27 protein-coding genes are annotated in these 25115 nt (G+C 65.0%); 25 read left to right on the top strand and 2 right to left on the bottom strand.

Annotated features, from left to right (window positions below):
• Positions 1-2: 2 nt before the first annotated feature.
• From HL671_RS27770 to HL671_RS27675, 20 genes are all read left to right on the top strand, one after another.
• The gene (locus tag HL671_RS27770; protein ID WP_012042215.1) at positions 3-1019 is read left to right on the top strand and encodes an NADH-quinone oxidoreductase subunit B family protein; all 1017 of its coding nucleotides are present in this window, start codon (positions 3-5) and stop codon (positions 1017-1019) included.
• On the top strand, positions 1016-2455 hold the full coding sequence (locus tag HL671_RS27765; protein ID WP_172240601.1) for a nickel-dependent hydrogenase large subunit: 1440 nt from the start codon (positions 1016-1018) through the stop codon (positions 2453-2455). The genes HL671_RS27770 and HL671_RS27765 overlap by 4 nt, the downstream gene beginning before the upstream one ends.
• Before the next feature lie 225 nt (positions 2456-2680).
• Positions 2681-3772 (top strand): hydrogenase small subunit, encoded by a 1092-nt coding sequence (locus tag HL671_RS27760; RefSeq protein ID WP_012042217.1) that lies wholly within the window; start codon positions 2681-2683, stop codon positions 3770-3772.
• Between the two features lie 21 nt (positions 3773-3793).
• Positions 3794-5584, top strand: a complete 1791-nt coding sequence (locus tag HL671_RS27755; RefSeq protein ID WP_172240598.1) for a nickel-dependent hydrogenase large subunit — start codon at positions 3794-3796, stop codon at positions 5582-5584.
• A 13-nt stretch (positions 5585-5597) separates the two neighbouring features.
• Complete coding sequence (gene cybH / locus HL671_RS27750; protein WP_012042219.1) at positions 5598-6341, top strand: Ni/Fe-hydrogenase, b-type cytochrome subunit; 744 nt, start codon at positions 5598-5600, stop codon at positions 6339-6341.
• 13 nt (positions 6342-6354) lie between these two features.
• On the top strand, positions 6355-6942 hold the full coding sequence (locus HL671_RS27745; protein WP_012042220.1) for a HyaD/HybD family hydrogenase maturation endopeptidase: 588 nt from the start codon (positions 6355-6357) through the stop codon (positions 6940-6942).
• Between the two features lie 28 nt (positions 6943-6970).
• Positions 6971-7261 (top strand): HypC/HybG/HupF family hydrogenase formation chaperone, encoded by a 291-nt coding sequence (locus tag HL671_RS27740; RefSeq protein WP_012042221.1) that lies wholly within the window; start codon positions 6971-6973, stop codon positions 7259-7261.
• Between the two features lie 244 nt (positions 7262-7505).
• Positions 7506-7952, top strand: a complete 447-nt coding sequence (locus tag HL671_RS27735; protein ID WP_012042222.1) for a thioredoxin domain-containing protein — start codon at positions 7506-7508, stop codon at positions 7950-7952.
• On the top strand, positions 7949-8812 hold the full coding sequence (locus tag HL671_RS27730) for a hydrogenase expression/formation protein (RefSeq protein ID WP_012042223.1): 864 nt from the start codon (positions 7949-7951) through the stop codon (positions 8810-8812). The genes HL671_RS27735 and HL671_RS27730 overlap by 4 nt, the downstream gene beginning before the upstream one ends.
• The gene (locus HL671_RS27725) at positions 8809-9018 is read left to right on the top strand and encodes a rubredoxin (protein WP_012042224.1); all 210 of its coding nucleotides are present in this window, start codon (positions 8809-8811) and stop codon (positions 9016-9018) included. The genes HL671_RS27730 and HL671_RS27725 overlap by 4 nt, the downstream gene beginning before the upstream one ends.
• A complete protein-coding gene (gene hybE, locus HL671_RS27720; RefSeq protein WP_172240595.1) occupies positions 9015-9518 on the top strand; it encodes a [NiFe]-hydrogenase assembly chaperone HybE in 504 nt (167 codons plus the stop codon). Before HL671_RS27725 ends, hybE begins: the two co-directional genes overlap by 4 nt.
• Complete coding sequence (locus tag HL671_RS27715; protein WP_172240592.1) at positions 9515-10621, top strand: nickel-dependent hydrogenase large subunit; 1107 nt, start codon at positions 9515-9517, stop codon at positions 10619-10621. Before hybE ends, HL671_RS27715 begins: the two co-directional genes overlap by 4 nt.
• The gene (gene hypA / locus HL671_RS27710) at positions 10614-10955 is read left to right on the top strand and encodes a hydrogenase maturation nickel metallochaperone HypA (protein WP_041750511.1); all 342 of its coding nucleotides are present in this window, start codon (positions 10614-10616) and stop codon (positions 10953-10955) included. The genes HL671_RS27715 and hypA overlap by 8 nt, the downstream gene beginning before the upstream one ends.
• The gene (hypB, locus tag HL671_RS27705) at positions 10955-11914 is read left to right on the top strand and encodes a hydrogenase nickel incorporation protein HypB (RefSeq protein ID WP_172240589.1); all 960 of its coding nucleotides are present in this window, start codon (positions 10955-10957) and stop codon (positions 11912-11914) included. Before hypA ends, hypB begins: the two co-directional genes overlap by 1 nt.
• Positions 11911-14169, top strand: coding sequence for a carbamoyltransferase HypF (gene hypF, locus HL671_RS27700; RefSeq protein ID WP_172240586.1), 2259 nt, complete (start codon positions 11911-11913; stop codon positions 14167-14169). The genes hypB and hypF overlap by 4 nt, the downstream gene beginning before the upstream one ends.
• A complete protein-coding gene (locus tag HL671_RS27695; protein WP_041750512.1) occupies positions 14169-14405 on the top strand; it encodes a HypC/HybG/HupF family hydrogenase formation chaperone in 237 nt (78 codons plus the stop codon). Before hypF ends, HL671_RS27695 begins: the two co-directional genes overlap by 1 nt.
• Complete coding sequence (gene hypD / locus HL671_RS27690; protein ID WP_172240583.1) at positions 14402-15529, top strand: hydrogenase formation protein HypD; 1128 nt, start codon at positions 14402-14404, stop codon at positions 15527-15529. The genes HL671_RS27695 and hypD overlap by 4 nt, the downstream gene beginning before the upstream one ends.
• The gene (gene hypE, locus HL671_RS27685; protein ID WP_172240580.1) at positions 15526-16566 is read left to right on the top strand and encodes a hydrogenase expression/formation protein HypE; all 1041 of its coding nucleotides are present in this window, start codon (positions 15526-15528) and stop codon (positions 16564-16566) included. Before hypD ends, hypE begins: the two co-directional genes overlap by 4 nt.
• Positions 16567-16575: 9 nt before the next feature.
• The gene (locus tag HL671_RS27680) at positions 16576-18033 is read left to right on the top strand and encodes a sigma-54-dependent transcriptional regulator (protein WP_012042233.1); all 1458 of its coding nucleotides are present in this window, start codon (positions 16576-16578) and stop codon (positions 18031-18033) included.
• The gene (locus tag HL671_RS27675; protein WP_172240577.1) at positions 18008-19375 is read left to right on the top strand and encodes a sensor histidine kinase; all 1368 of its coding nucleotides are present in this window, start codon (positions 18008-18010) and stop codon (positions 19373-19375) included. The genes HL671_RS27680 and HL671_RS27675 overlap by 26 nt, the downstream gene beginning before the upstream one ends.
• An 8-nt stretch (positions 19376-19383) precedes the next feature.
• Here the strand turns inward: HL671_RS27675 and HL671_RS27670 are convergent, their stop codons facing one another.
• The gene (locus HL671_RS27670; protein WP_012042235.1) at positions 19384-20070 is read right to left on the bottom strand and encodes a GntR family transcriptional regulator; all 687 of its coding nucleotides are present in this window, start codon (positions 20068-20070) and stop codon (positions 19384-19386) included.
• 79 nt (positions 20071-20149) lie between these two features.
• Positions 20150-20869 carry a GntR family transcriptional regulator gene (locus HL671_RS27665; RefSeq protein WP_012042236.1) on the bottom strand — a complete coding sequence of 240 codons (720 nt, stop codon included), beginning with the start codon at positions 20867-20869 and terminating at the stop codon, positions 20150-20152.
• 245 nt (positions 20870-21114) lie between these two features.
• On the opposite strand from HL671_RS27665, the gene HL671_RS27660 reads away from it, so the two are divergent.
• From HL671_RS27660 to pqqA, 5 genes are all read left to right on the top strand, one after another.
• Entirely contained in the window at positions 21115-21516 is a 402-nt protein-coding gene (locus tag HL671_RS27660; protein ID WP_172240795.1) for a copper chaperone PCu(A)C, read from the top strand.
• A 100-nt stretch (positions 21517-21616) separates the two neighbouring features.
• Positions 21617-23395: a PQQ-dependent dehydrogenase, methanol/ethanol family gene (locus tag HL671_RS27655; RefSeq protein ID WP_012042238.1), complete on the top strand. Its 1779-nt coding sequence runs from the start codon at positions 21617-21619 to the stop codon at positions 23393-23395.
• A gap of 99 nt (positions 23396-23494) precedes the next feature.
• On the top strand, positions 23495-23992 hold the full coding sequence (locus tag HL671_RS27650; RefSeq protein ID WP_012042239.1) for a c-type cytochrome: 498 nt from the start codon (positions 23495-23497) through the stop codon (positions 23990-23992).
• Positions 23989-24621, top strand: coding sequence for a hypothetical protein (locus HL671_RS27645; RefSeq protein WP_012042240.1), 633 nt, complete (start codon positions 23989-23991; stop codon positions 24619-24621). Before HL671_RS27650 ends, HL671_RS27645 begins: the two co-directional genes overlap by 4 nt.
• A 132-nt stretch (positions 24622-24753) precedes the next feature.
• Entirely contained in the window at positions 24754-24852 is a 99-nt protein-coding gene (pqqA, locus tag HL671_RS27640) for a pyrroloquinoline quinone precursor peptide PqqA (RefSeq protein ID WP_012042241.1), read from the top strand.
• Positions 24853-25115: the final 263 nt, after the last annotated feature.

The following is a 25115-nucleotide window of genomic DNA, read 5'->3' as shown; positions in this document are numbered from 1 at the left end:
CGATGGTCGGCGCGGAGGGAATGACCAGGATGTTGTGGCTGCAGGGCGCGAGCTGCGGCGGCTGCACCATGTCCATTCTGGAAAGCGGCGCCTCCGGCTGGTTCGACGAACTGCGCCAGTCCGGCATCGATCTGGTGTGGCATCCCTCCGTCAGCGAGGAGACCGGCGAGGAAGCCGCGGAACTGCTCGAGGCCATCCGCGACGGGCGCGAGCGGCTCGATCTGCTGGTGCTCGAAGGCTCGGTCGCCCGGGGCCCTAACCTGAGCGGCCGCTTCAACATGCTGGCGGGCACCAACCGCTCAATCTATCATTGGCTGCTCGATCTCGCCCCGCTGGCCGACTATGTCGTCGCGGTCGGCAGCTGCGCGGCTTATGGCGGCATTCCCGCGGCCGGCATCAACCCGACCGATGCGGTCGGGTTGCAGTTCGAGGGGAGCGACGTCGGCGGCGCGCTAGGGGCGGGTTTCCGCTCGAAGCGCGGGTTGCCGGTGATCAATGTCGCCGGCTGCGCGCCACACCCCGGCTGGATCATGGAAAGCCTGCTTGCGCTCACGACTGGCGATCTCACCGCCGACGGCCTCGACGCCGTCGGGCGTCCCGCCTTCATCGCCAACCACCTCGCTCATCATGGCTGCTCGCGCAACGAGTTCTATGAGTTCAAGGCGAGCGCGGAAGCCATGTCGGAGCGGGGCTGTTTGATGGAGCATCTCGGCTGCCGCGCGACGCAGGCTGTCGGCGACTGCAATCAGCGGTCCTGGAACGGTGGCGGCTCCTGCACCAAGGGCGGCTATGCCTGCATCGCCTGCACCTCGCCTGGCTTCGAAAGCGCGCAGAACTATCTGCAGACTGCGAAGCTCGCCGGCATTCCCGTCGGGCTTCCGACCGACATGCCCAAGGCGTGGTTCGTCGCGCTCGCGGCCCTGTCGAAATCGGCGACTCCGCGCCGCGTGCGCGTCAATGCCACGGCTGATCACGTCGTGGTGCCGCCGAGCCGCTCGGGCGACAAGCGCAGTTCATGACCCGGATCACGGTCGGCCCGTTCAACCGCGTCGAGGGCGATCTCGAGGTCCGCCTGGATATCGAGAGCGGCCGTGTCGCACGCGCCGAGGTGACCGCGCCGCTCTATCGCGGCTTCGAGCAGATCCTGGAGGGGCGACCGCCGCTCGATGCGCTGGTGATCGCGCCGCGCATCTGCGGCATCTGCTCGGTGTCGCAGTCGATTGCGGCGGCCAGCGCGCTGCGTCAGGCCATGGGCGTCGTGCCGGCGCCGAACGGCGTGCTCGCGACCAACATCGCCCATGCGGCCGAGAACGCCGCCGACCATCTGACGCACTTCTACATCTTCTTCATGCCGGACTTCGCGCGCGAGGCCTATGCCGCGCACCCCTGGCACGGCGCGGCGGCGGAGCGCTTCACCGCGACCAAGGGATCGGCGGCGCGCGAAGCCTTGCCCGCGCGCGCGCGACTCCTGGAAATCATGGGCTTGATCGCCGGTAAATGGCCGCACAGCCTGGCGTTCCAGCCGGGGGGCACCACGCGCGCGATCGAGCTTGGTGAGCGTATCCGGCTGAATGCGATTGCCGGCTCGTTTCGCGGCTTTCTCGAACGTGTGGTGTTTGCCGATACGCTTGAGAATGTACTGGCGTTGTCGACGCCGTCCGAGCTCGATCGCTGGCGCGACGGACGCGCGGGCGATTTCGCACACTTCCTGCGACTGGCCGATGCGCTTGCGCTCGCGGATCTTGGCAAGGGGCCGGGGCTGCTGATGAGCTTCGGTGCCTATCACGATGCCGATGGCGCCAACTTCCGCGCCGGCCTGCGCGCCAGCGATGGAATGATCTCAACCTTGCCGTCGGACCTGATCACGGAAGATGTCTCGCATGCCTGGATGCGTGAGACATCGCGCGATCCGGCGGCGAGCCGCTCCGTGCCGGACGCCGACAAGGCTGACGCCTATAGCTGGTGCAAGGCGCCGCGGCTCGCCGGCGAGCCGGTCGAGGTCGGCGCAATTGCGCGACAGGCGGTCGATGGTGAGCCGCTGATCACCGCGCTGCTTGCATCCGATAACAGCAACGTCCGCAACCGCGTGATCGCGCGGCTGATCGAGACGGCGCGACTCGCGCTGTCGATCGAAGGCTGGATCAAGGCGCTGCGCCTCAGCGAGCCGTTCTGCGAGACCAGCGGTGAAATGACGGACGGCCGCTTCGTCGGGCTCGTCGAGGCGGCGCGTGGCAGCCTTGGTCATTGGCTCGCGGTCGGCGGTGGTCGCATCGAGCGCTATCAGATCATCGCGCCGACGAGCTGGAACTTCTCGCCGCGCGATTCCGATGGGGTTGCCGGGCCGCTTGAACAGTCGCTGGTCGGAACTGAGGTCGGTGACGCCGGCGCGCGGGCCGTCAGCATCCAACACGTGGTCCGATCGTTCGATCCCTGCATGGTCTGCACAGCGCATTGAGTGCGTTGCGTCTTGGCGGAAACAAGCTTGTCGGGTGCAAAGCGCTTGATTTCCGATTGTCACCCGCGATCAGGCGCTGAACCGCCTGCGGCGTCGGCTCTCTGAATCCAAGTATCTGGAATCATTATGATTCAAATTCAGAAATGATGCTGGCCCGCATCTTGCTGTCCCTCTTTGCCAGATCGCGATCGGATGATCGCCAACGCGATAGCAGGGGGAGGACTCATGGGCGCGACGACAGAAACCTTTTACAGCGTCATCCGGCGCCAAGGCATCACGCGGCGCAGCTTCCATAAATTCTGCAGTCTCACCGCGACGAGCCTCGGGCTCGGGCCGGTCGCTGCCAGCCGCATCGCCAATGCGCTGGAGACCAAGCCGCGCACGCCGGTCATCTGGATGCACGGGCTGGAATGTACCTGCTGCTCGGAGAGCTTCATCCGCTCGGCGCATCCCCTGGTGAAGGACGTCGTGCTGTCGATGATCTCGCTCGACTATGACGACACGATCATGGCGGCGGCCGGACAGCAGGCCGAGGAGATCCTCGAGGAGACGCGCGCCAAGTACAAGGGCCAGTACATCCTCGCCGTCGAAGGCAATCCGCCGCTCAACGAAGGTGGCATGTTCTGCATCGACGGCGGCAAGCCGTTCGTCGAGAAGCTGAAGGTGATGGCCGAGGATGCGATGGCCATCATCGCCTGGGGCGCCTGTGCGTCCTGGGGCTGCGTGCAGGCCGCCAAGCCCAATCCGACGCAGGCGACCCCGATCGACAAGGTCATCACCAACAAGCCGATCATCAAGGTGCCGGGCTGTCCGCCGATTGCCGAGGTGATGACCGGCGTCGTCACCTTCATCACCACCTTCGGCAAATTGCCCGAGCTCGACCGCCAGGGCCGGCCGAAAATGTTCTACTCGCAGCGCATCCACGACAAATGCTATCGCCGGCCGCATTTCGATGCCGGCCAGTTCGTCGAGGAGTGGGACGACGAAGCTGCGCGCAAGGGCTACTGCCTCTACAAGATGGGCTGCAAAGGCCCGACCACCTACAACGCCTGCTCGACGGTGCGCTGGAATGGCGGCGTGTCGTTCCCGATCCAGTCGGGGCACGGCTGCATCGGCTGCTCCGAGGATGGCTTCTGGGACAAGGGTTCGTTCTACGACCGGCTCACCACCATCAAGCAGTTCGGCATCGAGCGAAATGCCGACCAGATCGGCATGGTCGCGGCGGGCACGGTCGGAGCTGCGGTCGCGGCGCATGCCGCGGTGACGGCCGTCAAACGACTCGCGACCAAGCGCGACGACGCCAAGCAAGACCATTAAATCCAGTCAAGGCAGGCAACGATGGGCATCCAGACTCCCAACGGCTTCAATCTCGACAATTCCGGCAAGCGCGTCGTCGTCGATCCGCTCACGCGCATCGAGGGACATCTGCGCGTCGAGGTGAATGTCGACTCCAACAATGTCATCCGCAACGCAGTGTCGACCGGCACGATGTGGCGCGGCATCGAGACTATCCTGCGCGGCCGCGATCCGCGAGACGCCTGGGCCTTCACCGAGCGGATCTGCGGCGTCTGCACCGGCACCCACGCGCTGACCTCGGTGCGCGCGGTCGAGAATGCACTGGGGATCATGATCCCCGACAACGCCAATTCGATCCGCAACATCATGCAGCTCTGCCTGCAGGTGCACGACCATCTCGTGCACTTCTATCACCTGCATGCGCTGGATTGGGTCGACGTCGTCTCGGCGCTCAAGGCCGATCCGAAGGCAACCTCTGCGCTGGCGCAGTCGATCTCGGACTGGCCGCTGTCGTCGCCGGGCTATTTCAAGGACCTGCAGATCCGGCTGACGAAGTTCGTCGAGTCCGGCCAGCTCGGTCCGTTCAAGAACGCCTATTGGGGCCACGCGGCCTACAAGCTGCCGCCCGAAGCGAACCTGATGGCGGTCGCGCATTATCTGGAGGCGCTCGACTTCCAGAAGGAGATCGTCAAGATCCACACCATCTATGGCGGCAAGAATCCGCATCCGAACTGGCTGGTTGGCGGCGTGCCCTGCGCCATCAATGTCGACGGGACCGGTGCGGTCGGCGCCATCAATATGGAGCGGCTGAATCTCGTTTCCTCCATCATCGACCGCTCGATCGAGTTCGTGCAGAAGGTCTATCTGCCCGACGTCGTCGCCATCGGCTCGTTCTACAAGGACTGGCTCTATGGCGGTGGCCTCTCGGGCAAGAGCGTGATGTCCTATGGCGACATTCCGGAGAACGCCAACGACTATTCGGCCAAGAACCTCAAGCTGCCGCGCGGCGTGATCCTCAACGGCAATCTCAACGAGATCCTGCCGATCGATCACGGCGACCCCGAGCAGATCCAGGAGTTCGTCACCCATTCCTGGTACAAATATCCCGACGAGAGCAAGGGGCTGCATCCCTGGGACGGCGTCACCGAGCCGAACTATCAGCTCGGCCCCAATGCCAAGGGCACCAAGACCGACATCAAGGAGCTCGACGAGGGCGGCAAGTACTCCTGGATCAAGGCGCCGCGCTGGCGCGGCAACGCGGTCGAGGTCGGCCCCCTGGCGCGCTACATCATCGGCTATGCGCAGAACAGGCCGGAGTTCAAGGAGCCGACCGACAAGCTCCTGAAGGCGCTGAACCTGCCGGTTACGGCGCTGTTCTCGACGCTCGGTCGCACCGCCGCGCGTGCGCTCGAATGCGACTGGGCCGCGACCCAGATGCGCTACTTCCAGGACAAGCTGGTGGCGCGCATCAAGGCCGGCGATTCCTCGACCGCGAACATCGAGAAGTGGAAGCCGGAGAGCTGGCCCAAGGAGGCCAAGGGCTATGGCTTCACCGAGGCGCCGCGCGGCGCGCTGGCGCACTGGATCAAGATCAAGGAGACCAGGATCGACAACTACCAGTGCGTTGTGCCGACCACCTGGAACGGCTCGCCGCGTGACCCCAAGGGCAATATCGGCGCCTTCGAGGCGTCGCTGATGGATACGCCGATGGCGGATCCGGAGAAGCCGCTGGAGATCCTGCGGACGATTCATTCGTTCGATCCGTGCCTTGCGTGCTCCACCCACGTGATGAGCCCGGACGGCCAGGAAATGGCGACCGTCAAGGTCAGGTAGTGGGAGACGCACCATGATGGATGCAGTTGCTCGTCCCGCCGAGGCCGAGCCCAACCTTGCCGCGATCGCGGCCGACGCAGCCGGCGAGCATGCGGTCGGCCGGCCTACGGTCTATGTCTACGAAGCGCCCGTGCGCATCTGCCATTGGGTGAACGCGTTTGCGATCATCGTGCTGATGGTCACCGGCTATCTGATCGGGACGCCGCTGCCGAGTGTCGAGGGCGAGGCGTCGGCAAGCTTCGTGATGGGCTATATCCGGTTTGCGCATTTCGCGGCCGGGCAGGTGCTGGCGGTGTTCTTCCTCGCCCGCATCCTCTGGGCCTTTGTCGGCAACCACCATTCCCGGCAGATCTTCTACATTCCGGTGCATCGCAAGCAGTTCTGGAAGGAGGTGCTGCACGAGATCCGCTGGTATGCGTTCCTGGAGCGCGAGCCGAAGATGTATGTCGGTCACAATCCGCTGGCGCAGACGGCGATGTTCACCGGCTTCACGCTGTTCGTCGCCTTCATGATCGTCACCGGCTTTGCGCTTTATTCGGAGGGCACCGGCATCGATAGCTGGCAGCACAAACTGTTCGGATGGGTGTTTGCGATCTGGCCGAACAGCCAGGACGTGCACACCTATCATCACCTCGGCATGTGGGCGCTGGTGATGTTCGTGACCGTGCATGTCTACGCCGCGATCCGCGAGGACATCATGTCCCGTCAGAGCATCATCTCGTCGATGATCTCGGGCGAGCGGCAGTTCCGCGAGTGAGGAGGGGGCCGAGATGACGGACCACGCGAAGCTCGATCGCATCCTGGTGCTCGGCATCGGCAATATCCTGTGGGCGGATGAAGGCTTCGGCGTGCGGGTGGTGGAGGAATTCCACCGCCGCTACGCCGTGCCCGACAACGTCACGATCCTCGATGGCGGCACCCAGGGACTCTATCTGGTCAACTATGTCGAGGAGGCGGACGGCCTGATCGTGTTCGACGCGATCGACTATGGACTTGCGCCGGGCGAGCTCAAGCTCGTCCGCGACGACGAGGTGCCGCGCTTCACCGGTGCCAAGAAGATGAGCCTGCACCAGACCGGGTTCCAGGAGGTCCTGAGCGCAGCCGATCTGCTCGGCCGCTATCCGCGCCGGCTCGCCTTGATCGGCTGCCAGCCGCTCGATCTCGAGGATTGGGGCGGCCCATTGACGGCGCCGGTGCGCGCGCAGATCGGGCCGGCGATCGAACTGGCCTGCGCGCTCCTGGCAGAATGGGGCGCGCCAGCCGCGCTGCGAAGCGAGCCGGTCGCGGCCGATGCGCGGCTGCTCGCCAATGACATCGATCACCAGAGCTACGAGATGCGCGCCCGTCCGGCAGAGTGATTGCCGTGCGGCTGTGAAGGAGTCTGCCATGTGCCTGGGCCTGCCGATGACGATCGTAGAGACCGATGGCGTCACGGCGCTGTGCAGCTTCGACGGTGAGGAACGCCGCGTCTCGGTGCTGCTGCTGTCGGATCCGCCGGTTGGCGCCAAGGTCCTCGTCTATCTCGACAACGCCGTCCGTCTGCTCGACGACGAGGAGGCGCGGCTCATTGCCGACGCGCTGCGCGGACTGCATGCCGCGATGAACGGCGAGAATTGCGATGACTTCTTTGCCGATCTGATCGGCCGCGAGCCGCAGCTGCCCGACCATCTGCGCTGACGCATCGCCGTTATCGCCGCGGGGCAGCTGTTCGAAATCTGACAATCTGATTTCCAATCGAAATGTAAGTTTCCAGACCGGCCTGGAAAGCTGCTTCACTATTGTTGCAATGCGATATCGAGCGTCAAAAATAGTCGCGTAATTTCAGTATATTGCGCGTGGTCATCGCCTTCTTGAACTGGCACATCGATTGCTAACCATCAAGCGTCAGACGGAACGACAACTGGTCAGGGGAGAGACGTCGATGGATGTTCAGCAGCGCGCAGCGGCGCGGAGGCAGGGCGGCTTGCCGGAGGTCGATGTCAGCACAGTCGATGCGTTTCTCGCCGACGTGGATAGCGCTGGTGCCGTGGCGGTGCTGCTGTCAGCGGGCGATCCCGCGCGCTTTCCAGAGGCGCTCGATGTCGCCATCGTGCTGCCGGAGCTGATCACCGCGTTTCAGGGCCGGCTGCGGGGCGCGTTGATCGCGCGCGAGGCTGAGGCCGAGCTCGGCGCGCGCTTTGGCGTGCGTGTGCAGCCGAGCCTGATCTTGTGTCGTGGCACCGAACCAATCGGCCTGATCGCCAAGATCCAGGACTGGTCGGTTTATGTCGATCGCATATCGCGCCTGATCGATCGGCCGGTCGGTGCGGCTGCGACCGTGGTTGCCAGCATCGTGCCAGCGCACCAGACCTCGGGAGCTGGCCGATGAAGCCCGGATTCTGGATTGCGCCGGAAGGCGCGGAGCAGCCCGTCAGCGTGTTTCCGATCGGTGAGGAAGCGCTTGATGCACAATACAAGGGCCTGACCGCCTCGGGCGCGCTGGCCAAGCTCGCTTCCATGGATTCGGAGGCGCTAGCGCGCAGCTGCCCGCGCGCCGTCGAATTGCTGTCGACCATGGCGGCGGCGATCGCCGCGCAGACCGCTGATGCGCAAACGCAGCTGTTCCGGCTCGACGGGCTCAATGATCTTGAGCGCCGCCTGATCGAGGACGTGCTCGGCGAAGGTGAGGTCGCCGGCGTCGTCGCGTTGCCCGACGGGCGGCTCGCGCAGATCCAGGAGTCGGTGCTGGCGGGCATCTGGCGGGTGCGGCTGGAGGCGGATGAGAGTCACGACTACATCGAGATTGGCTCGGTTCCCGAGATCGTTGCGCGCGCGGCCGTCGATCTGACGGCCGACGACATCGTCATCGGGCCCGCGCCGGAGGACACGATGAACGCGCTGCCGGTGCTGGCCGAGATTCGCGAGCGCGCGCGCGCCTGGCAGCCCGGCCAGCGATCGCAGACCATCAACTTCACGCTGCTGCCGATGAGTCCTGCCGACATGGTCTTTCTGCAGCAGACGCTCGGCAACGGGCCGATCCAGCTGGTCTCGCGCGGCTATGGCACCTGCCGGGTGCTCGCGACGGGGATCCGTAATGTGTGGTCGGTGCAGTTCTTCAACGCCATGGACACGATCATTCTCGACACGCTGGAAGTCGGCGGCGTGCCGGTGGTCGCGCTTGCAGCCAGTGAGGATTTCGAGGATTCCGCCGAACGCCTGCAGCAGATCATCGAGGCCTATTTCACATGAGTGGCTTCGAGAATTTCGGCGTCCGCAGCGATCTCGCCGATGATGTGCTGCTGGAATGCGGCATCTGCTGGACCCGCTACGATCCGGCGGAGGGCGATGGGGTTGCGCAGATTGCGCCGGGCACGCCGTTCGCGATGTTGCCGGACGACTGGCGCTGCCCGAACTGCGATGCGCCGAAGGCCAAGTTCATGGTGGTCGAGTCATGAGCGCCGTCCTGGCAGGGCAGGGCACGATGGAGCTCGCACCGGCCGCGTGGGGCGAGCATCTCGCCAGCATCTATCGCGAGATCGGCGGACGCGCGATGCGCGAGCTGCCGATCTATCACGATGCGCTGACTGTCGAGGCCGTGGGCTTCGACAGTTTCGCAGGAATGACGATCGGCATCGTCATCACGCCGTGGTTCATGAACGTGGTCACGCCGGCCCGGCATGGCGCACCTGGAGCCTCCGTCGCGATTGAGCTGCCGGCTGGGACGTTCGAGTTCACCGTCGGCGATGTCGAAGGCTTTGGACGCATCGCCAGTTGCTCGCTGTTCTCGCCGATGTTCCAGTTCGAGGACATGGCGGCGGCGCGCGCCGCGGCCGAGGCCGCGCTGGCGACGCTGCTGACGGCGCCCGACGCGGAGGAATTGCCGAGATCTGCCGCCGCGAGCGCGATCGACCGCCGCTCCTTCTTGCGCGGCACCTTGTCGGAGCGCCGCGCATGACCCTGGCGTTTCGCAACCACATCGATGTCACGCTGTCGGTTGCAGCTCAGATGATCGTCGGTGTCACGATCGAACCGCGCTCGCGGCCGCCGCTCGGTCGGCTGTTTGCCGGCAAGCCGGCCGAGACGCTGCTGGCGGCGTTACCGCGGCTGTTCTCATTATGCGCCATCGCGCATCAGGTCGCCCTTTTGTCTGCGCTCGAAGCTGCACGTGGCCATCAGGCGCCGCCGCTGACGCGGCATCGGCGCATCACCGCCGTGATCATGGAGCGGTTCGCCGAGTTGCTGCGTGGCGTTCTGGTCAGCCGTCTCGCTTGCGATCGCACCGCCCTGGCGCAGCTGCAGTTTCTGCTGCAGGCGGTGGCCTCGCTCCAGGTGTCCGCGGGCGCCGGAAACGCGCGGCAATCTCGCAGCGCAACCTTGTCGCAGATCAAGATGGCCCTGGCCGCCCTGGGTTTAGGATCGGTTGCGGAACCCGTGGTGCGGGGAACTCCGCTTGCGTCGATCATGGATGCGGCCCGCAGGGCCGAAGCCGATGGAGGATGGAAGCAGATGCCGGCCGAGCACGGTGTCCTGTCGGCCGCCGACGATGACACCGTCGTGGCTCGACTGATCGATCCGCAGGCCGCCTTCGCCGAGGCGCCCGAGCTCGCCGGGCGTGTTCCGGAAACCGGAGTCTGGGCGCGGCAAGCATCGCGTCATCGGCATTCATCCGCGGGGTCCGTCGAGCGGCTCTTGGCAAAGTTGGCCGAACTCGCCGAGCTGCTGTGCTGGATCGAAGCCGGCGAGGCCGAAGATGAAGCGGCCGACCAGGACGTCGTTGCAAGCTATGCGCTCGGCCCAGGGCGCGGTGCGGCGGCCGTCGAATGCGCGCGCGGCCGGCTGCATCACGCGATCGAGCTGGATGCGGAAGGCCGTGTCCGCCGGTTCGAATTTCTCGCGCCGACCGAATGGAATTTTCATCCCCGCGGCCCGGTTGCCGGCAGCCTGACTGGGGCTCGGCTTTGCGGCTCCGCCGATCGTGCCGCGATCGAGGCGATGATCAGTTCCTTCGATCCCTGCGTCGGCTACAGTCTCGCGGTACGGGAGATGGCCGATGCATGAAATGGCGCTGTGCGAGGGCATCGTCGATATCGTTGAGCAGGAAGCCCGCAAGGGCGCGTTTTCCAGGGTCAAGACCGTCTGGCTCGAGATCGGTACGCTCAGCCATGTCGCTCCCGATGCGCTCCGTTTCTGCTTCGAGGCGGTGACGGCCAATACCATCGCGCGCGGCGCGGCGCTGGAGATCATCGAGCAACGCGGCACGGCCTGGTGTCTGTCCTGCTCGCGGAGCGTCGAGATCAGCCAACGTTACGATCCTTGCCCCGCCTGCGGCAGCCATCAGCTGCAGGTGACGGGCGGCGAGGATATGCGGGTCAAGGAGCTGGAGGTCGAGTGATGTGTACTGTCTGTGGGTGCGGTGACGGCAAATCCTCGATCGAAGCGGGTGATCATCATCATGATCACGACGGTGACCATCATCACGATCATGGCCATGATCATGCTGGTCATCATCACCATCACGGTCATCATCATCATGGTCATGCCCACGATGGTCATCATCACGCGCATGACCATGATCATGATCATGACCACCATCATGATCATGGCCCTGCCGACCGCATCGATTGTTCGGCAAACCCCGCCGGCCAGGAGATTGCCGGCCTGTCCAGCGGCCGCATCATCCAGATCGAGCGCGACATTCTCGGCAAGAACGACCGCCTCGCGGCGGAAAACCGCGCGCGCTTCGCCGCGCATGACGTGCTGGCGTTCAACGTCGTCTCCAGCCCTGGCGCGGGCAAGACCTCACTGTTGGTCCGCGCCGTCTCCGATTTGAAGCCGAGCCGTCCCGTCGCGGTGATCGAGGGCGATCAGCAGACGTCGAATGATGCCGAGCGCATTCGCGCCACCGGCGTGCCGGCGATCCAGATCAATACCGGCAAGGGCTGTCATCTCGATGCGGCGATGGTCGGCGAAGCCTATCGCCGCTTGCCGTCAATGCGCGGCGGGCTCCTGTTCATCGAGAATGTCGGAAATCTCGTCTGCCCGGCCGCCTTCGATCTCGGCGAAGCCTGCAAGATCGTCGTATTCTCGACCACTGAGGGCGAGGACAAGCCGCTCAAATACCCGGACATGTTCGCCGCCTCGGCGCTGATGCTGATCAACAAGATCGACCTGGCGCCGGTGCTCGATTTCGACCTGGCACAGACCATCGAATATGCCCGACGGGTCAATCCCAGGATCGAGGTGCTGACGATCTCGGCCAAGACCGGAGAGGGCGTCTCGGCGTTCTACGCCTGGATCAGGAAGCAGACAGACCGGATGCGGGCCGGCACGCTCGGGACCGTTCAGGGATGAGCACGTCCGGGCCGACATTGGCGCTGCAGCCCAGGCGTCTCCGGCTCCGCGTCCGCGGGGCCGTGCAGGGCGTGGGCTTTCGCCCCTATGTCCATGGTCTGGCCCGGCGCCATCATCTTGGGGGCTTCGTCGCCAATGACGCGCAGGGCGTCGTGATCGAGGTCGAAGGCGAGGAGGTGGCGCGCTTCGTCGAGGCGCTGCCGCGGCAGGCCCCGCCATTGGCGCGCATCGATGACATCGCGGTCGAACCCGTTGCGGCCCAGGCCAGCCGCGACTTCCGCATCTCGGAAAGCGTCGGCGGCCGGGTGACGACGCGGATCGTGCCGGACGCCGCCATGTGCGATCAGTGCCTCGCCGAACTGTTCGATCCCGAGAGCCGCTTCCATCGCTATCCCTTCGTCAACTGCACCCATTGCGGTCCGCGCTTCACGATTGCGGAGCGTCTGCCCTACGATCGCGCGACCACGGCGATGAAGCGGTTTCCGCTGTGCGAGGCGTGCCGTGCGGATTACGAGACTCCGGACGGTCGCCGCTTCCATGCCGAGGCGATTTCGTGCCCGCGCTGCGGGCCGCGTCTGAGTCATGGCGTCGACGACATCGCGGCAGCGCTGGCTGCCGGCCAGATCGTCGCCATCAAGGGGCTCGGCGGCTATCAGTTGCTCTGTGACGCTCATGATGAGCAGGCCGTCCGGCGTCTGCGCGAGCGCAAGCGGCGCGACGGCCGGCCGTTCGCGGTGATGCTGGCCTCGGTGGCTGCGGCCATCGAGATCGCCGACATCGATCCGGCTGAACGCGCGCTGCTGGAGCAAATCGCACGGCCGATCGTGCTGGTGACATCGCGCGGCGGCATTGCGCCCTCCGTCGCACCGGGGCTCGCCAAGGTCGGCGTCATGCTGCCGGTCGCACCGCTGCATCATCTGATCTTCCATGAGCTCCACGCTCTGCATGGCCAGACGGCGCGGGCGCTGGTCTGCACCAGCGCCAATCTGAGCGGCGAGCCGCTGCTGACCGGCAATGACGAGGCCCGTGCCGGATTGGCTGACATCGCCGATCTGATCGTGACGCATGACCGTGATATCGTGATCCGTGCGGATGATTCCGTTGCGGCGGTCATCGCTGATGCGCCTCGCTTCATCCGGCGTGCACGCGGCTATGTTCCCGAGCCGATCCGGCTCGCGCATGCCGTGCCGCCATGTCTTGCCGTCGGCGCACATCTGAAAGCGACGGTGACGGTGACGCGCGGTGACGAGGCGTTCGTGTCGCAGCATCTCGGCGATCTCGACACGGCGCAAGCGATCCGCTTCTTCGAAGAGACGATCGGCCACCTCACCGCCATTCTCGATGTCGCGCCGGTCTTGATCGCGCATGATCTGCATCCCGACCTGGCCTCGACGCGCTATGCGCAATCCTGCGGCTTGCCCAGCCTGGCGGTGCAGCACCATCATGCACATGCCGCCTCGGTGATGGCCGAGCACGGATTGACGGAACGTGCGCTTGCGCTGGTACTCGATGGCTACGGCTATGGCAGCGATGGCGGCGCTTGGGGCGGCGAGCTGCTGCTGTGTGAGGGCGCTCGCTTCCAGCGCCTTGGTCATCTCGCGCCGCTGAACATGCCGGGCGGCGACCGGGCCGCCCGCGAGCCGTGGCGGATGGCGGCCGCCGTGCTGCACGAGATGGGACGCGATGCGGAGATTGCGTCGCGCTTCGCCGCGCAGCCCCAAGCACCTCACCTCGCGATGCTGCTGCAGCGCGCCGATGCACCGGCCACGACCAGCGCCGGCCGGCTGTTCGATGCCGTCGCGGGACTGCTCGGCGTCAACATGGTCCAGAGCTATGAGGGCGAAGCTGCGATGAAGCTCGAGGCGCTCGTGCGTGAGCCGGTGACGCTGGCGCGCGGCTGGAGCATCAGGGATGGCGTGCTGTCGCTGCGTCCCCTGCTTGCGCATCTGATCGAGGGCAATCTCGAGGCCGCCGAGGCGGCGGCGCTGTTTCACGGCACTTTGGCCGCGGCCTGTGTCGATCTGATCGCGACCGCGGCCCGTGCGACCGGCATCGAGATCGTCACGCTGAGCGGCGGCTGCTTCCTCAATGCGCATCTGGCGACGCAGATCATCCGCGGCTGTCGCGCTGCCGGCCTCGATGCGCGGCTGCCGCGCCAACTGCCGCCGAATGATGGCGGGCTCAGTCTCGGGCAGGCCTGGATCGCCGGTCAGCGTGTCATACAAGACCAAAAAATCTCTGGAGGGAGCGTCTGATGTGCCTGGCCATTCCTGCCGAGGTGATCAAGTTGTTGGCCGACGACATGGCGATCGTATCGATCGATGGCGTCAGCAAGGAGGTCTCGGTGGCGCTGATCGAGGAGATCGCCGTCGGCGATTACGTCATTCTTCATGTCGGCCACGCGCTGGCCAAGATCGATCCCGAGGAGGCGCGCGAAACGCTCGACCTGCTCCGGCAGATGGGTGCGGTGACGGCGGAGGTTTCCCCATGAAATATGCCGACGAGTTTCGCGACAAGGAGCTGGCGACGGGTCTTGCGCGCGCCATCCGCGCCAAGGCCGATCCATCGCGCGCCTATCGCTTCATGGAGTTCTGCGGCGGCCATACGCATGCGATCGCACGCTATGGTCTGGAGGACATGCTGCCGGACAATGTCCGCATGATTCACGGTCCGGGCTGTCCTGTCTGCGTGCTGCCGGCGGGGCGCATCGACATGGCGATTGCGCTGGCCGAGCGTCCCGACATCATCCTCTGCGTCTATGGCGATCTCATGCGCGTGCCGGGATCGCGCGGGTCCTCGCTGCTCAAGGCGAAAGCGCGGGGCGCCGACATCCGCATGGTCTATTCGACCTTGGACGCGATCGCACTCGCCGAGCAGAATCCCAGCCGTGAGGTCGTGTTCTTCGCCATCGGCTTCGAGACCACGACGCCGCCCACCGCGGTGATGATCCGCGCCGCTGAAAAAAAGAGCCTCACCAATTTCAGCGTGTTCTGCAACCACGTCCTGACGCCACCGGCGATGCGCGCGATCCTCGACAGCGACACGCCGATCGAGATCGACGGCTTTGTCGGACCGGCCCATGTCTCGACCGTGATCGGCACCGAGCCTTACGCGCCATTCGCGCGCGACGATCGCAAGCCGGTGGTGATCGCCGGCTTCGAGCCGCTCGACATGATGCAGGCGATCCTGATGCTGATCGAGCAGGTCAATGACGGCCGCCACGAGGTCGAGAACCAGTATCGCCGCGCGGTGGCCGGTGGCGGCAACCAGCGCGCAATCAAGGAGGTCGCCGCGCTGTTCGAGCTGCGCGACCAGTTCGAGTGGCGCGGTCTCGGCAGCATTCCAGCGAGCGCGTTGAAGCTGCGTTCGGCCTTCGCGCATCTCGATGCCGAGTTGCGTTTCGCCATGGCAGAACGAGTCGTCGCCGACAACCCGGCCTGCGAATGCCCGGCGATCCTGCGCGGACTCAAGAAGCCGGTCGACTGCAAGCTGTTCGGCACGGCGTGCACGCCGGAGACGCCGGTCGGCTCCTGCATGGTCTCGTCGGAAGGCGCCTGCGCGGCACATTGGACCTATGGCCGCTTCCGCGACCATCAGCGGAGGCTCGCATCATGAGCATGCATCAGCGCCGACTCGATCTGAAGAATGGCTGCGTCGATCTCTCGCACGGCGCCGGCGGCCGCGCCATGGCGCAGCTGATTGCCGGTCTGTTCCACGAGGCATTCGGCAATGAATGGCTGGCGCGCGGCAATGACCAGTCGGCGTTCGATGTCGCCACCGGCCGGATGGTGATGACGACCGACGGTTATGTCGTGTCGCCGCTGTTCTTCCCGGGCGGCAATATCGGCTCGCTCGCCGTGCACGGCACGGTCAACGACATCGCGATGGCCGGTGCCAGGCCGCTTTATCTGTCGGCCAGCTTCATCATCGAGGAGGGCTTCCGGTTCTCCGACTTGAAGCGCATCGCAGATTCGATGGGCGAGGCGGCGCGCGAGGCCGGCGTCGCGATCATCACCGGTGATACCAAGGTGGTCGAACGCGGCAAGGCGGATGGTGTCTTCATCTCCACCGCCGGCGTCGGCGTGCTGCCGGACGGACTCGACCTGTCGGCCGATAAAGCGAGGCCGGGCGATCGCGTGCTGCTGTCGGGCAGCCTCGGCGACCACGGCGTCGCCATCATGTCGAAGCGGCAGAACCTCACCTTCGACACCGAGATCGTCTCCGACTCGGCCGCGCTGCCCGGCTTGGTCGCAGCCATGGTGGCAGCCGGGGGCCAAGGCCTCCGGCTGATGCGCGACCCGACCCGCGGTGGGCTCGCCGCGACCATGAACGAGATCGCGCAGCAATCCAATCTCGGCTTCCGGCTGCAAGAGGATGCCATTCCGGTCAAGCCGGCGGTGGCCGCTGCCTGTGAGCTGCTGGGATTGGACCCGCTTCATGTCGCCAATGAAGGCAAGCTGGTCGCGGTGGTCGCACCGGAGCAGGCCGATACGGTGCTCGCCGCGATGAAAGCGCATCCGCTCGGGCGCGACGCGGCTCAGATCGGCGAGGCTGTCGCCGATGATCATCGCTTCGTCCAGATGGCAACCAGCTTTGGCGGCGGCCGCATCGTCGACTGGCTGTCGGGCGAGCAACTGCCGCGGATCTGCTGAGACGGCGTGATGGGAATCCAGGGAACGATATTGGTTGTGGACGACGAGGTCCGGTCGCAGGAGGCGCTGCGGCGCGTCCTGAACCAGGACTTCGAGGTCCTGTGCGCCGGCAATACGACCGATGCCGAGAAGCTGCTCGAGGGCGAGATCGTCCATGCCGTGATCTGCGATCAGCGCATGCCGCAGGAATCCGGTGTCAGCTTCCTGAAGCGCGTGCGCGAGCTGTGGCCGGATCCGGTGCGGATGATCATCTCCGGCTATTCGGATTCTGAGGACATCATCGCCGGGCTCAACGAAGCCGGCATCTATCAGTACATCACCAAGCCCTGGCAGCCGGATCGCCTGATCGAGATCGTGCGCGAGGCCGTTCAGCTCTACCGGCTGCAGAAGGAGACCGAGACTGCCGGTGTCGACGTCAAGGCGACGCCGGCGCATATCAAGCAGGTCGTGTCCGTCAAGCGCGGCGCGGCCAAGAAGCTGTACGATTTCGACCGTATCGTGCACTCGGCCGCAAGCCCAATGCGCAACGTGATCGAGCTCGGCCGCCGCGCCGCCGACTATGACATCTCGGTGCTGATCACCGGCGAGTCCGGCACTGGCAAGGAACTGCTGGCGCGTGCGATCCACTATGGCTCGGCGCGCGCGACCAAGGCGTTCGTGGTCGAGAATTGCGGCGCGCTGCCGGATGAGCTGCTCGAGAGCGAGCTGTTCGGCTGCAAGAAAGGCGCGTTCACCGGCGCCTATCAGGATCGCATCGGCCTGTTCGAGGTCGCCGATGGCGGCACCATTTTTCTCGACGAGATCGGCGAGACATCGCCGGCGTTCCAGGTGAAGCTCTTGCGCGTGCTGCAGGAGAGCGAGATCCGGCCGCTCGGAGCGCAGCGTGTCCGCAAGGTGGATGTCCGCGTGGTCGCCGCGACCAACCGGGATCTCGAAGCCGAGGTCGAGGCCGGGCGCTTCCGTCGCGACCTGTATTACCGGCTTGCCGCGTTCCCGGTGCACATGCCGGCGCTGCGGGACCGCCCGATGGACATTCCGTTGATTGCCGAAGGAGTGCTGTCGGCGGTGAAGACCTCGTTCAACCGGCCGCATCTGCGCTTCGCGCCGCCCGCGCTGGAGGAGTTCTGCCGTTACCATTGGCCCGGCAATGTGCGCGAGCTGCAGAACGAGATCCAGCGCATGGCGGTGCTTGCCGATGCCGACGAGCTGCGCTGCCCGCCTTTCGCCGGGCGGCGCAACGGCCGCCGCGCCGCGCCTGCGGCGACCCATGGCAAGCTGAACGGGACGGCAAGCCTGAAGGACCGGGTGGAAGATCTCGAAAAGACCATCATCGTGTCCTGCCTGGAGAAATATGATGGTAACATCAGCCGGGTCGCGAGCGAGCTCGGCCTCTCGCGGGTCGGCCTGCGCAACAAATTGTCGAGATACGATCTGAAGAAAAATGGCAAAGGCCACGCACTCTCCTGAGGCCTCGGGGGCTGATACGCTTCTCAAGCTGATCGCGAGCAGCAGCACGCTGGAGCTCGACAGCGAGCGCGAGGGCGTGTGGATCGAAGTCATCCGCAAGATGGACGAGGTCTATTCCGACCTGCTGCGCTACGAGGTCGACCTCGAGCACAAGAATGCGGAGCTCGAGGAGGCCCAGGCCTTCGTCACCAATGTCATCGAATCGGTTTCCGACATCCTCGTCGTCTGCGACGCCAAGGGCTCCGTCCAGCAGGCCAACTCCGCATTCCTGCAGACCTCGGGACGGAGCCTGGCTGATATCAGCGGCCGCAACATCGCCGAGATGATCGATTTGCCGCACCGGACGCAACTGCCGTCGCTGCTGAAGCCGCGCAGCAGCGCCGAGGTCGTCGATGGCGAGCTGCGGTTTGCCGCCGGCGGTTCAAGCTCCGACCTGTTCGCGATCAACAGCTCGCCGCGGCACGACCACCGCGGCCGCTTCATCGGCGTGGTGCTGACCGGCCGTCCTATCGGCGAGCTCCGCCGGGCCTATGAGGCGCTGCACAAGGCGCATCAGGAGCTGCAGCGGGCGCAGCGGCAATTGGTCGAGCAGGAGAAGATGGCGAGCCTCGGGCGGCTGGTGGCCGGCGTCGCCCATGAGCTGAACAATCCGATCAGCTTCGTCTACGGCAACATCCACACCTTGATGCGCTACCGCACCTCGCTGGTCGGCTATCTCGATGCCGTGCATGAGCAGCCGGTGGCGGACGAGCTCGCCGCGCTGCGCTCGGATCTCCGGATCGACGCCATCCTCGAGGATTTCGGACCCCTGATCGAGGGCACGCTGGAAGGTGCGGTGCGGATCAGCGAGATCGTCAAGAACTTGCGCCGACTGTCATTCTCCAAGCTCGGCGAGGTCGAGCGCGTCAATATCGAGCGGCTGATCAACACCGCCGTGCTGTGGGCAGGACGCACCAAGCAGCATCGCGTCGACATCCAGATCGAGGTCGAGCCGGATGTGTGGATTTCCGGCAATGAGGGCCAGTTGCATCAGGTGATCGTCAATCTCGTGGAGAACGCGATTGACGCCATGCGGTCGACCGAACAGCCACGTCTCCTCGTCGCGGCGGGGCGCCAGGGCAACGAGATCGTGTTCAGAATCGCCGACAACGGACCCGGCATCGACCAGGACCATCTGAGCCATATCTTCGAGCCGTTCTTCACCACCAAGCGCGTCGGCGAGGGCACCGGCCTCGGACTGTGGATCAGCTATGGCATCGTCCGCGAGCATGGCGGCGAGCTGATCGCGAGCAATGCGTCGGAGGGCGGCGCGACCTTCTCTTTCGCTCTGCCGGCAGCGTAGGCTGCGCGTCAGCTCTGAGCCGGGACGGCGCTGCGCTCGCGCTGCTTGGTCATTCTTGCCAGCAGCACGCCTGCGGTCCGCGTGATGTGTTGCCGCGCCAGCTCCTCGGCCTTCGCGGCGTCTCCTGCGATCACGGCCTTGAGGATGTCCTCGTGCTGATCCCAGATTCGCCGCGGGGTCTCGTCGCGCATCAGCACTTCGCCCATCAGGCGGCGCAGATGCAGCCAATGCGGCTGGGTGGTGTCCTGGATGATCGCGTTGCCGGAGATCTCGTAGAGAAATTCGTGAAACTTGACGTCGGCCTCGATCAGACGCTCGACCGAATGCTCGCGCTCGGCGCGGCGGCCGTCCTCGATCAATTTCGGACCTTCCTTGGCAGCGCGTTCGGCGCCGCGGGTTGCGGCGAGCCCGCAGGCGAGGCCTTCGGCGACGGCGCGGATTTCGTAGAGATTGCGGATGAAGTCAGTATCGATCGGCGCCACTTCCAGTCCGCGTCCCGGCGCCTCGCGCACAAAGCCCTGATTGCGCAGCAGCAGCAGCGCCTGCTGCACGGGCTGGCGCGACACGCCAAGGTCACGCGCCAGATCGTCCTGGATCAGGCGGGCCAGTTCCGGCAGTTCGCCGCCGACAATGTCGGAAAGGATGCGCTGATAGACGCGTTCGGTCAGATTGGGCTGGGTCTTCAGCGGCGGCACGTGAACACCCGCTCAACGGGATGCGGCGCGCCTGTGGCGCGGTGATCCTGCGTTTCCCGCACGCGCGGTTCGCGATCCATCATGATTCTAGCGACACTTTTCGCGCAGCGAGCGTACGCCGCTGCTTCGGCTTGCTGTCCTGCTGAGCCTCGAGGTGATGCACGAACACGCGCGCCGCCCGGGTGATGTGCTCGCGGCTCAGGCGTTCGGCGTCGTTGCTGCGGCCCTCGATCACGGCAGCAAGAATCTCCTCATGTTCGTCCCAGACCGTCTGCGACATCCCGACTTCCTTCTGCAGCACGTCGGACATCACGCGCTTCAGATAGGGCCAATGCGGTGCCATGGTCTCGTTGATGAGGGTGTTGCCGGAGAGCTCGCTCAGGAAGCGATGGAAGGCGATATCGGTCTCGATCTTGCGGCTGACCAGACCGCTCCGCACGGCCTCGTGCCCGGCCGCGAGATAGGCCGGCCCTTCGCTGGCGGCGCGATGGCTGGCGCGCTCAGCGGCGAGCCGCGCGGCAAGACCTTCAAGGACGGCCCGCATCTCATAGAGATCGCGGACCGAGCTCGGGTCGAGCGGCGCCACGATCAGGCCGCGGCCCGGCGCGCTCTGCACCAGCCCGCATCCCCGCAACAGCATCAGCGCCTGTTGCACCGGCTGGCGCGACACGCCGTAAGCCTGCGCCAGATCGTCTTGGATCAACCGTGAGCCGGATGTGAGCACGCCACTGACGATCTCGTCGGTGATCGCTTCGACGACTTGGTCAACCAGGGAGGGGGCAGGAGGTACGATTCTCATGGGGCATCACAATTTCGCGCACAATAACACGTCAAGCGCGAAAATCCATTTGCGAAGAATTCGAATTCAGAGTACGAATTCAAAAAAATGAAGCCACGCTTAACGGCTTCTCATCGGGGAGGGTGTCCGTGTCGGATCAACCGGCTCGTTCGAAGCGAGACCAGAATTGCTCGGGCGCCCTGGAGGGCAGCATGCGCGCGTTTGCGCGCATCATTGGCGGATGCCTTGCCGCGCTGGCCGGCCTCATGGTGCTCGATGCGCGAAGCGTCGCGGCGGCGGGCGAAGGTCTGACTCTATCGGACGCCTGGGTTCCTGCGGCGCCCGAGGTTGGCCGCGATATTCCGCTGCTGCTGACGATCAAGAACGAGACCTCCGCGCCCGAAGCCTTGATGCGCGTGCGCTGTCCCATCGCCAATTTCTCTGAGCGTCACACTGTCGATCGCGGCGAAGGCGCGCCGGCCATGCGTTCGATCCCGAATATTCCGGTCCCCGCCGGCAGCACCTTGGTGCTGTTGCCGACCGCCTATCACGTGATGCTGCTGCAGACACGCGAGCCGCTCGAGCCCGGCAAGCGCTTCACCTGCACGATCGTGTTCCAGAAGGCAGGGTCCATCGAAACGGAGGTCGAGGTTCGTCAATTCCCTTAGCTTGCTTGTCGCCTGCTGCCTCTCCGCTGCAAGGCGGAGTGGGTCCAACAAAGATTCAAAAATCACAAAGATTCAAAAATCAAAGTGGGAGAAGGAAACGATGAGGAATCACGTCAGGTCGAAATTGCGGGCGGTTCTGCTCGCCAGCGCAGCCTTCGCCTGTTTCCAGCTTGCCTCGCCGGTGCGCGCCGCCGACGAGATCACGCCGGAGCGGCTGCTGAATGCCGACAAGGAAGACGGCAATTGGCTGCACCATCATAAGAACTACTCCGGCACGCGCTTCTCGGCGCTGAAGGAAATCAACAAGGACAACGTCAAGAACCTGAAGGTCGCCTGGACCATGCATCTCGGCGGCGTCGAGGGCGGCGGCATCTGGAGCCATGGCGGTCTGGAAGGCACGCCGATCGTCGAGAACGGCATGATCTATGTCACCGACGGCTGGGGCTCGGTCTACAAGATCGACGCGCGCGGCGGCAAAGGCCAGCTGGTCTGGAAGATGGATCCGAAGACGGATCATGACTGGGCCGGCGCGATCGCCTGCTGCGGCGTCGACAATCGTGGCGTCGCGCTGTGGGGCAATCTCGTCATCTCGCACACGCTCGACGGCCGCCTGATCGCGACCAACAAGGAGACCGGACAGGTCGCCTGGCAGCGCCAGGTCGCCGATCCCGACAAGGGCGAGGTCATCACCGGCGCGCCGCTGATTGTGAAGAACATGGCGGTGTCAGGAGTCGCCGGCGCCGAATACGGCATCCGCGGCTGGATCGCGGCGACCGATCTCACCTCGCAGAAGGAAGTCTGGCGCACCCACACCATTCCGGCCAAGGGCGAGCCCGGCAGCGAGACCTGGAAGGACAGCAACGACGCTGCTGCGGCCGGCGGCGGTTCGACCTGGGTGACAGGCACCTATGACCCGGCGACCGACACCATCATCTGGGGCGTCGGCAACCCCGGCCCGGACTGGGACAACGCCTATCGTCCCGGCGATAACCTTTACACCGACAGCTCGCTGGCGCTGGATGCCAACACCGGCAAGATCAAGTGGCACTATCAGCACACGCCGAACGATCCTTACGACTATGACAGCGTTGCCGAGAACGTCCTGGTCGACGTGCCCGCGCCGAACGGATCAACGCTGAAGCTCGCGCTCGAGGCCGACCGTAACGGCTTCGCCTATGCGATCGACCGCACCAACGGCAAGTTCATCTGGGGTCTGCCCTTCGTCAAGAAGGTCACCTGGACCAAGGGGCTCGACGCCGAGACCGGCAAGCCGATCGAGTACGATCCCAAGAACCCGGTGCAGCGCTACAATGCTGCGGTGACGCCGCATCGTGAGAACAAGGTGGCGGACATCTGCCCCGGCAATATGGGCGGAAAGAACTGGCCGCCGACCTCGTACAATCCCGACCTGAAGCTCTGGTACATCCCGGTGATCGAGAGCTGCAACCGGATTACCGTCGAGGAGGCGACCAAGGACAAGCTGAAGGCGCGCGAGTTCTGGACCGGCGGCGGACCGAGCCAGCCGTTCAAGATCACGGGCAGCGTGACCGCGATCGACGTCACCACCGGCAAGATCGCCGGCAAGATGGAGACGCCGTTCCCGAATCTCGGCGGCATGCTGTCGACGCCTGATCTCGTCTTCACTGGCCAGCCCTCGGGCGAGGTGATGGCGCTCGATGCCAAGACCCTGCAGAAGCTCTGGGAGTTCAACACCGGCGGTGGCGTCAATGCGCCTCCGGTGACGTTCTCGGTCGATGGCAAGCAATATGTCGCGATCCTGGTCGGTCTTGGCGGCGCCTGGGACAAGTGGTTCATCGAATCCACGCCCGAGCTGAAGAAGATCCAGCCCGGCTCGATGCTCTACGTCTTCGCGCTGTGATGTCGATGAGGGAGCGGAGGCCTGGCCTCCGCTCCCTCCGTGTCCCCTGTTCGACAAGAAGATCAGATGAAATTCACTGCGATCACGTCCGCGGCGGCGTTGGCCTTCGTTCTCGTCTCTGCGTCCTTGGCGTCGGCGCAATCAGCCGCTCCGGCGGATACGACCGACGCTGGCAAGGCGGTGTTCAAACGCGCCAACTGCGTCGGCTGCCACAAATGGCACGGCAATGGCGGCGGCGGCTATGGCGGTGATGCGCTGTCGCTGCGCAAGACCGAGCTCGACCGTCAGCACATCATCGAGACCGTCACCTGCGGCCGCCCCGGAACCGGCATGCCATATTTTGCGCGCGGCTCCTATGACACGGCGAAGTGCTACGACATGACTCGCCAGGACGTCGGCGAGCGCATGCCGCCCGAAGGCGGCACGTTCCTGCGGCCCAACGACATCGAGGCGGTCGCGGACTACGTGCTCGCGCATATCAAGGGCCGCGGTGAGCCGACTTACGACGAGTGCACGGCCTTCTTCGGCAACACGTCCCGCGTCTGCGACATCTACAAGGCGAATGCCACCAAGCCTGCGAACGAGCCATCCAAATGAAACGGACATCCTTCGCTGCCATCTTCGCAATGGTCCTGCTGCCCTTCGTCATGCACGCGGCCGCGGCGCAGGCCGTGCCGAGCTATGATCTGCGCGACATCACCGTCGGCATGCCGGTCGGCGATCTGCCGAATGAAGGCTATGTCAATCTGACCTGCGCCAAGGATCCGGGTCGCAAGCTCGCGACGTGGTCGGCGTGGCGCGACTGCCCCGCTGACGAGCAGGCACGCCACGCGGTGCGGTTCGATTTCGATCCGGAGACCAGCCAGGATGGCACCAAGGTGGCGGGACACCCCGTGCTGCTGACCGTTCTAGTTGACGACAAGGGCACCGTCACCGGCCTGACCATCGAGACCGACCCGAAGGCACGGCTCTACATCCGCAAGAAGGCGTTCCTGCTCGGCAACCAGGTGAAGTCGCGCTATGGCGCCGAGGGCTGGGATTGCAGGGAGCAGCAGCCGACCGCGAATGAGCAGCCGGTGGGCGGCGTGTTCCTGCGCGAGGTCTGCAGGAAGACCGTTCCGGGACGGATGGTCACGGTCGAGCGCGAGCTGTTCCGCAAGCCGGATCAGGACGCCAAGAGCTTCGTCGACCAGACACTGGTTCGGATCACGAAGCAGACGAATTAGGCAAATTCGTGCCTCGCCTCGCCAGCGAAGCACATGCGGGTCGAGCTTGCCATCGCCGGGCACGGAGAGTTGCCGGAGATGCAGGTGGCCGCTGGTAGCGCGGCAATGATCATCCTCTCCGGGAGAACGCGCATGAGCTGGACTGCCCCCAAGATCGTCGAAGTCGCCGTCGGGATGGAAATCAACATGTACGCCTGCGCGAGCAGGCAGGCGGCTCAGCGCAAGAGCTGAGCGAAGACGTACGAACATCTGCCGTGGCAGCGACCGCAGCCCTTGTTGTCGCTGCCACGCGACTGAGACGGCAATTCACCATTCGGACAGCGCGCGGGCGATGGGGCGCCGTGCGGCCGAGATGAGCCGGAACGCCGATGGGCGTTCGCTGCAGAGCAAATCCGTCCCGTAAGGAGGTTCTTGGCAATGGCGAAACTCAGTATCAACGGCAGAGACGTCTCTGTCGACGCGGCGAATGACACGCCGCTGCTATGGGTCATCCG

This window comes from Bradyrhizobium denitrificans (genome assembly GCF_013179005.1).
GTDB classification, from domain to species: Bacteria; Pseudomonadota; Alphaproteobacteria; order Rhizobiales; family Xanthobacteraceae; genus Bradyrhizobium; species Bradyrhizobium denitrificans.
Note: the sequence above shows the minus strand (reverse complement) of the source record. Positions and strands in the feature narration are given on the sequence as shown.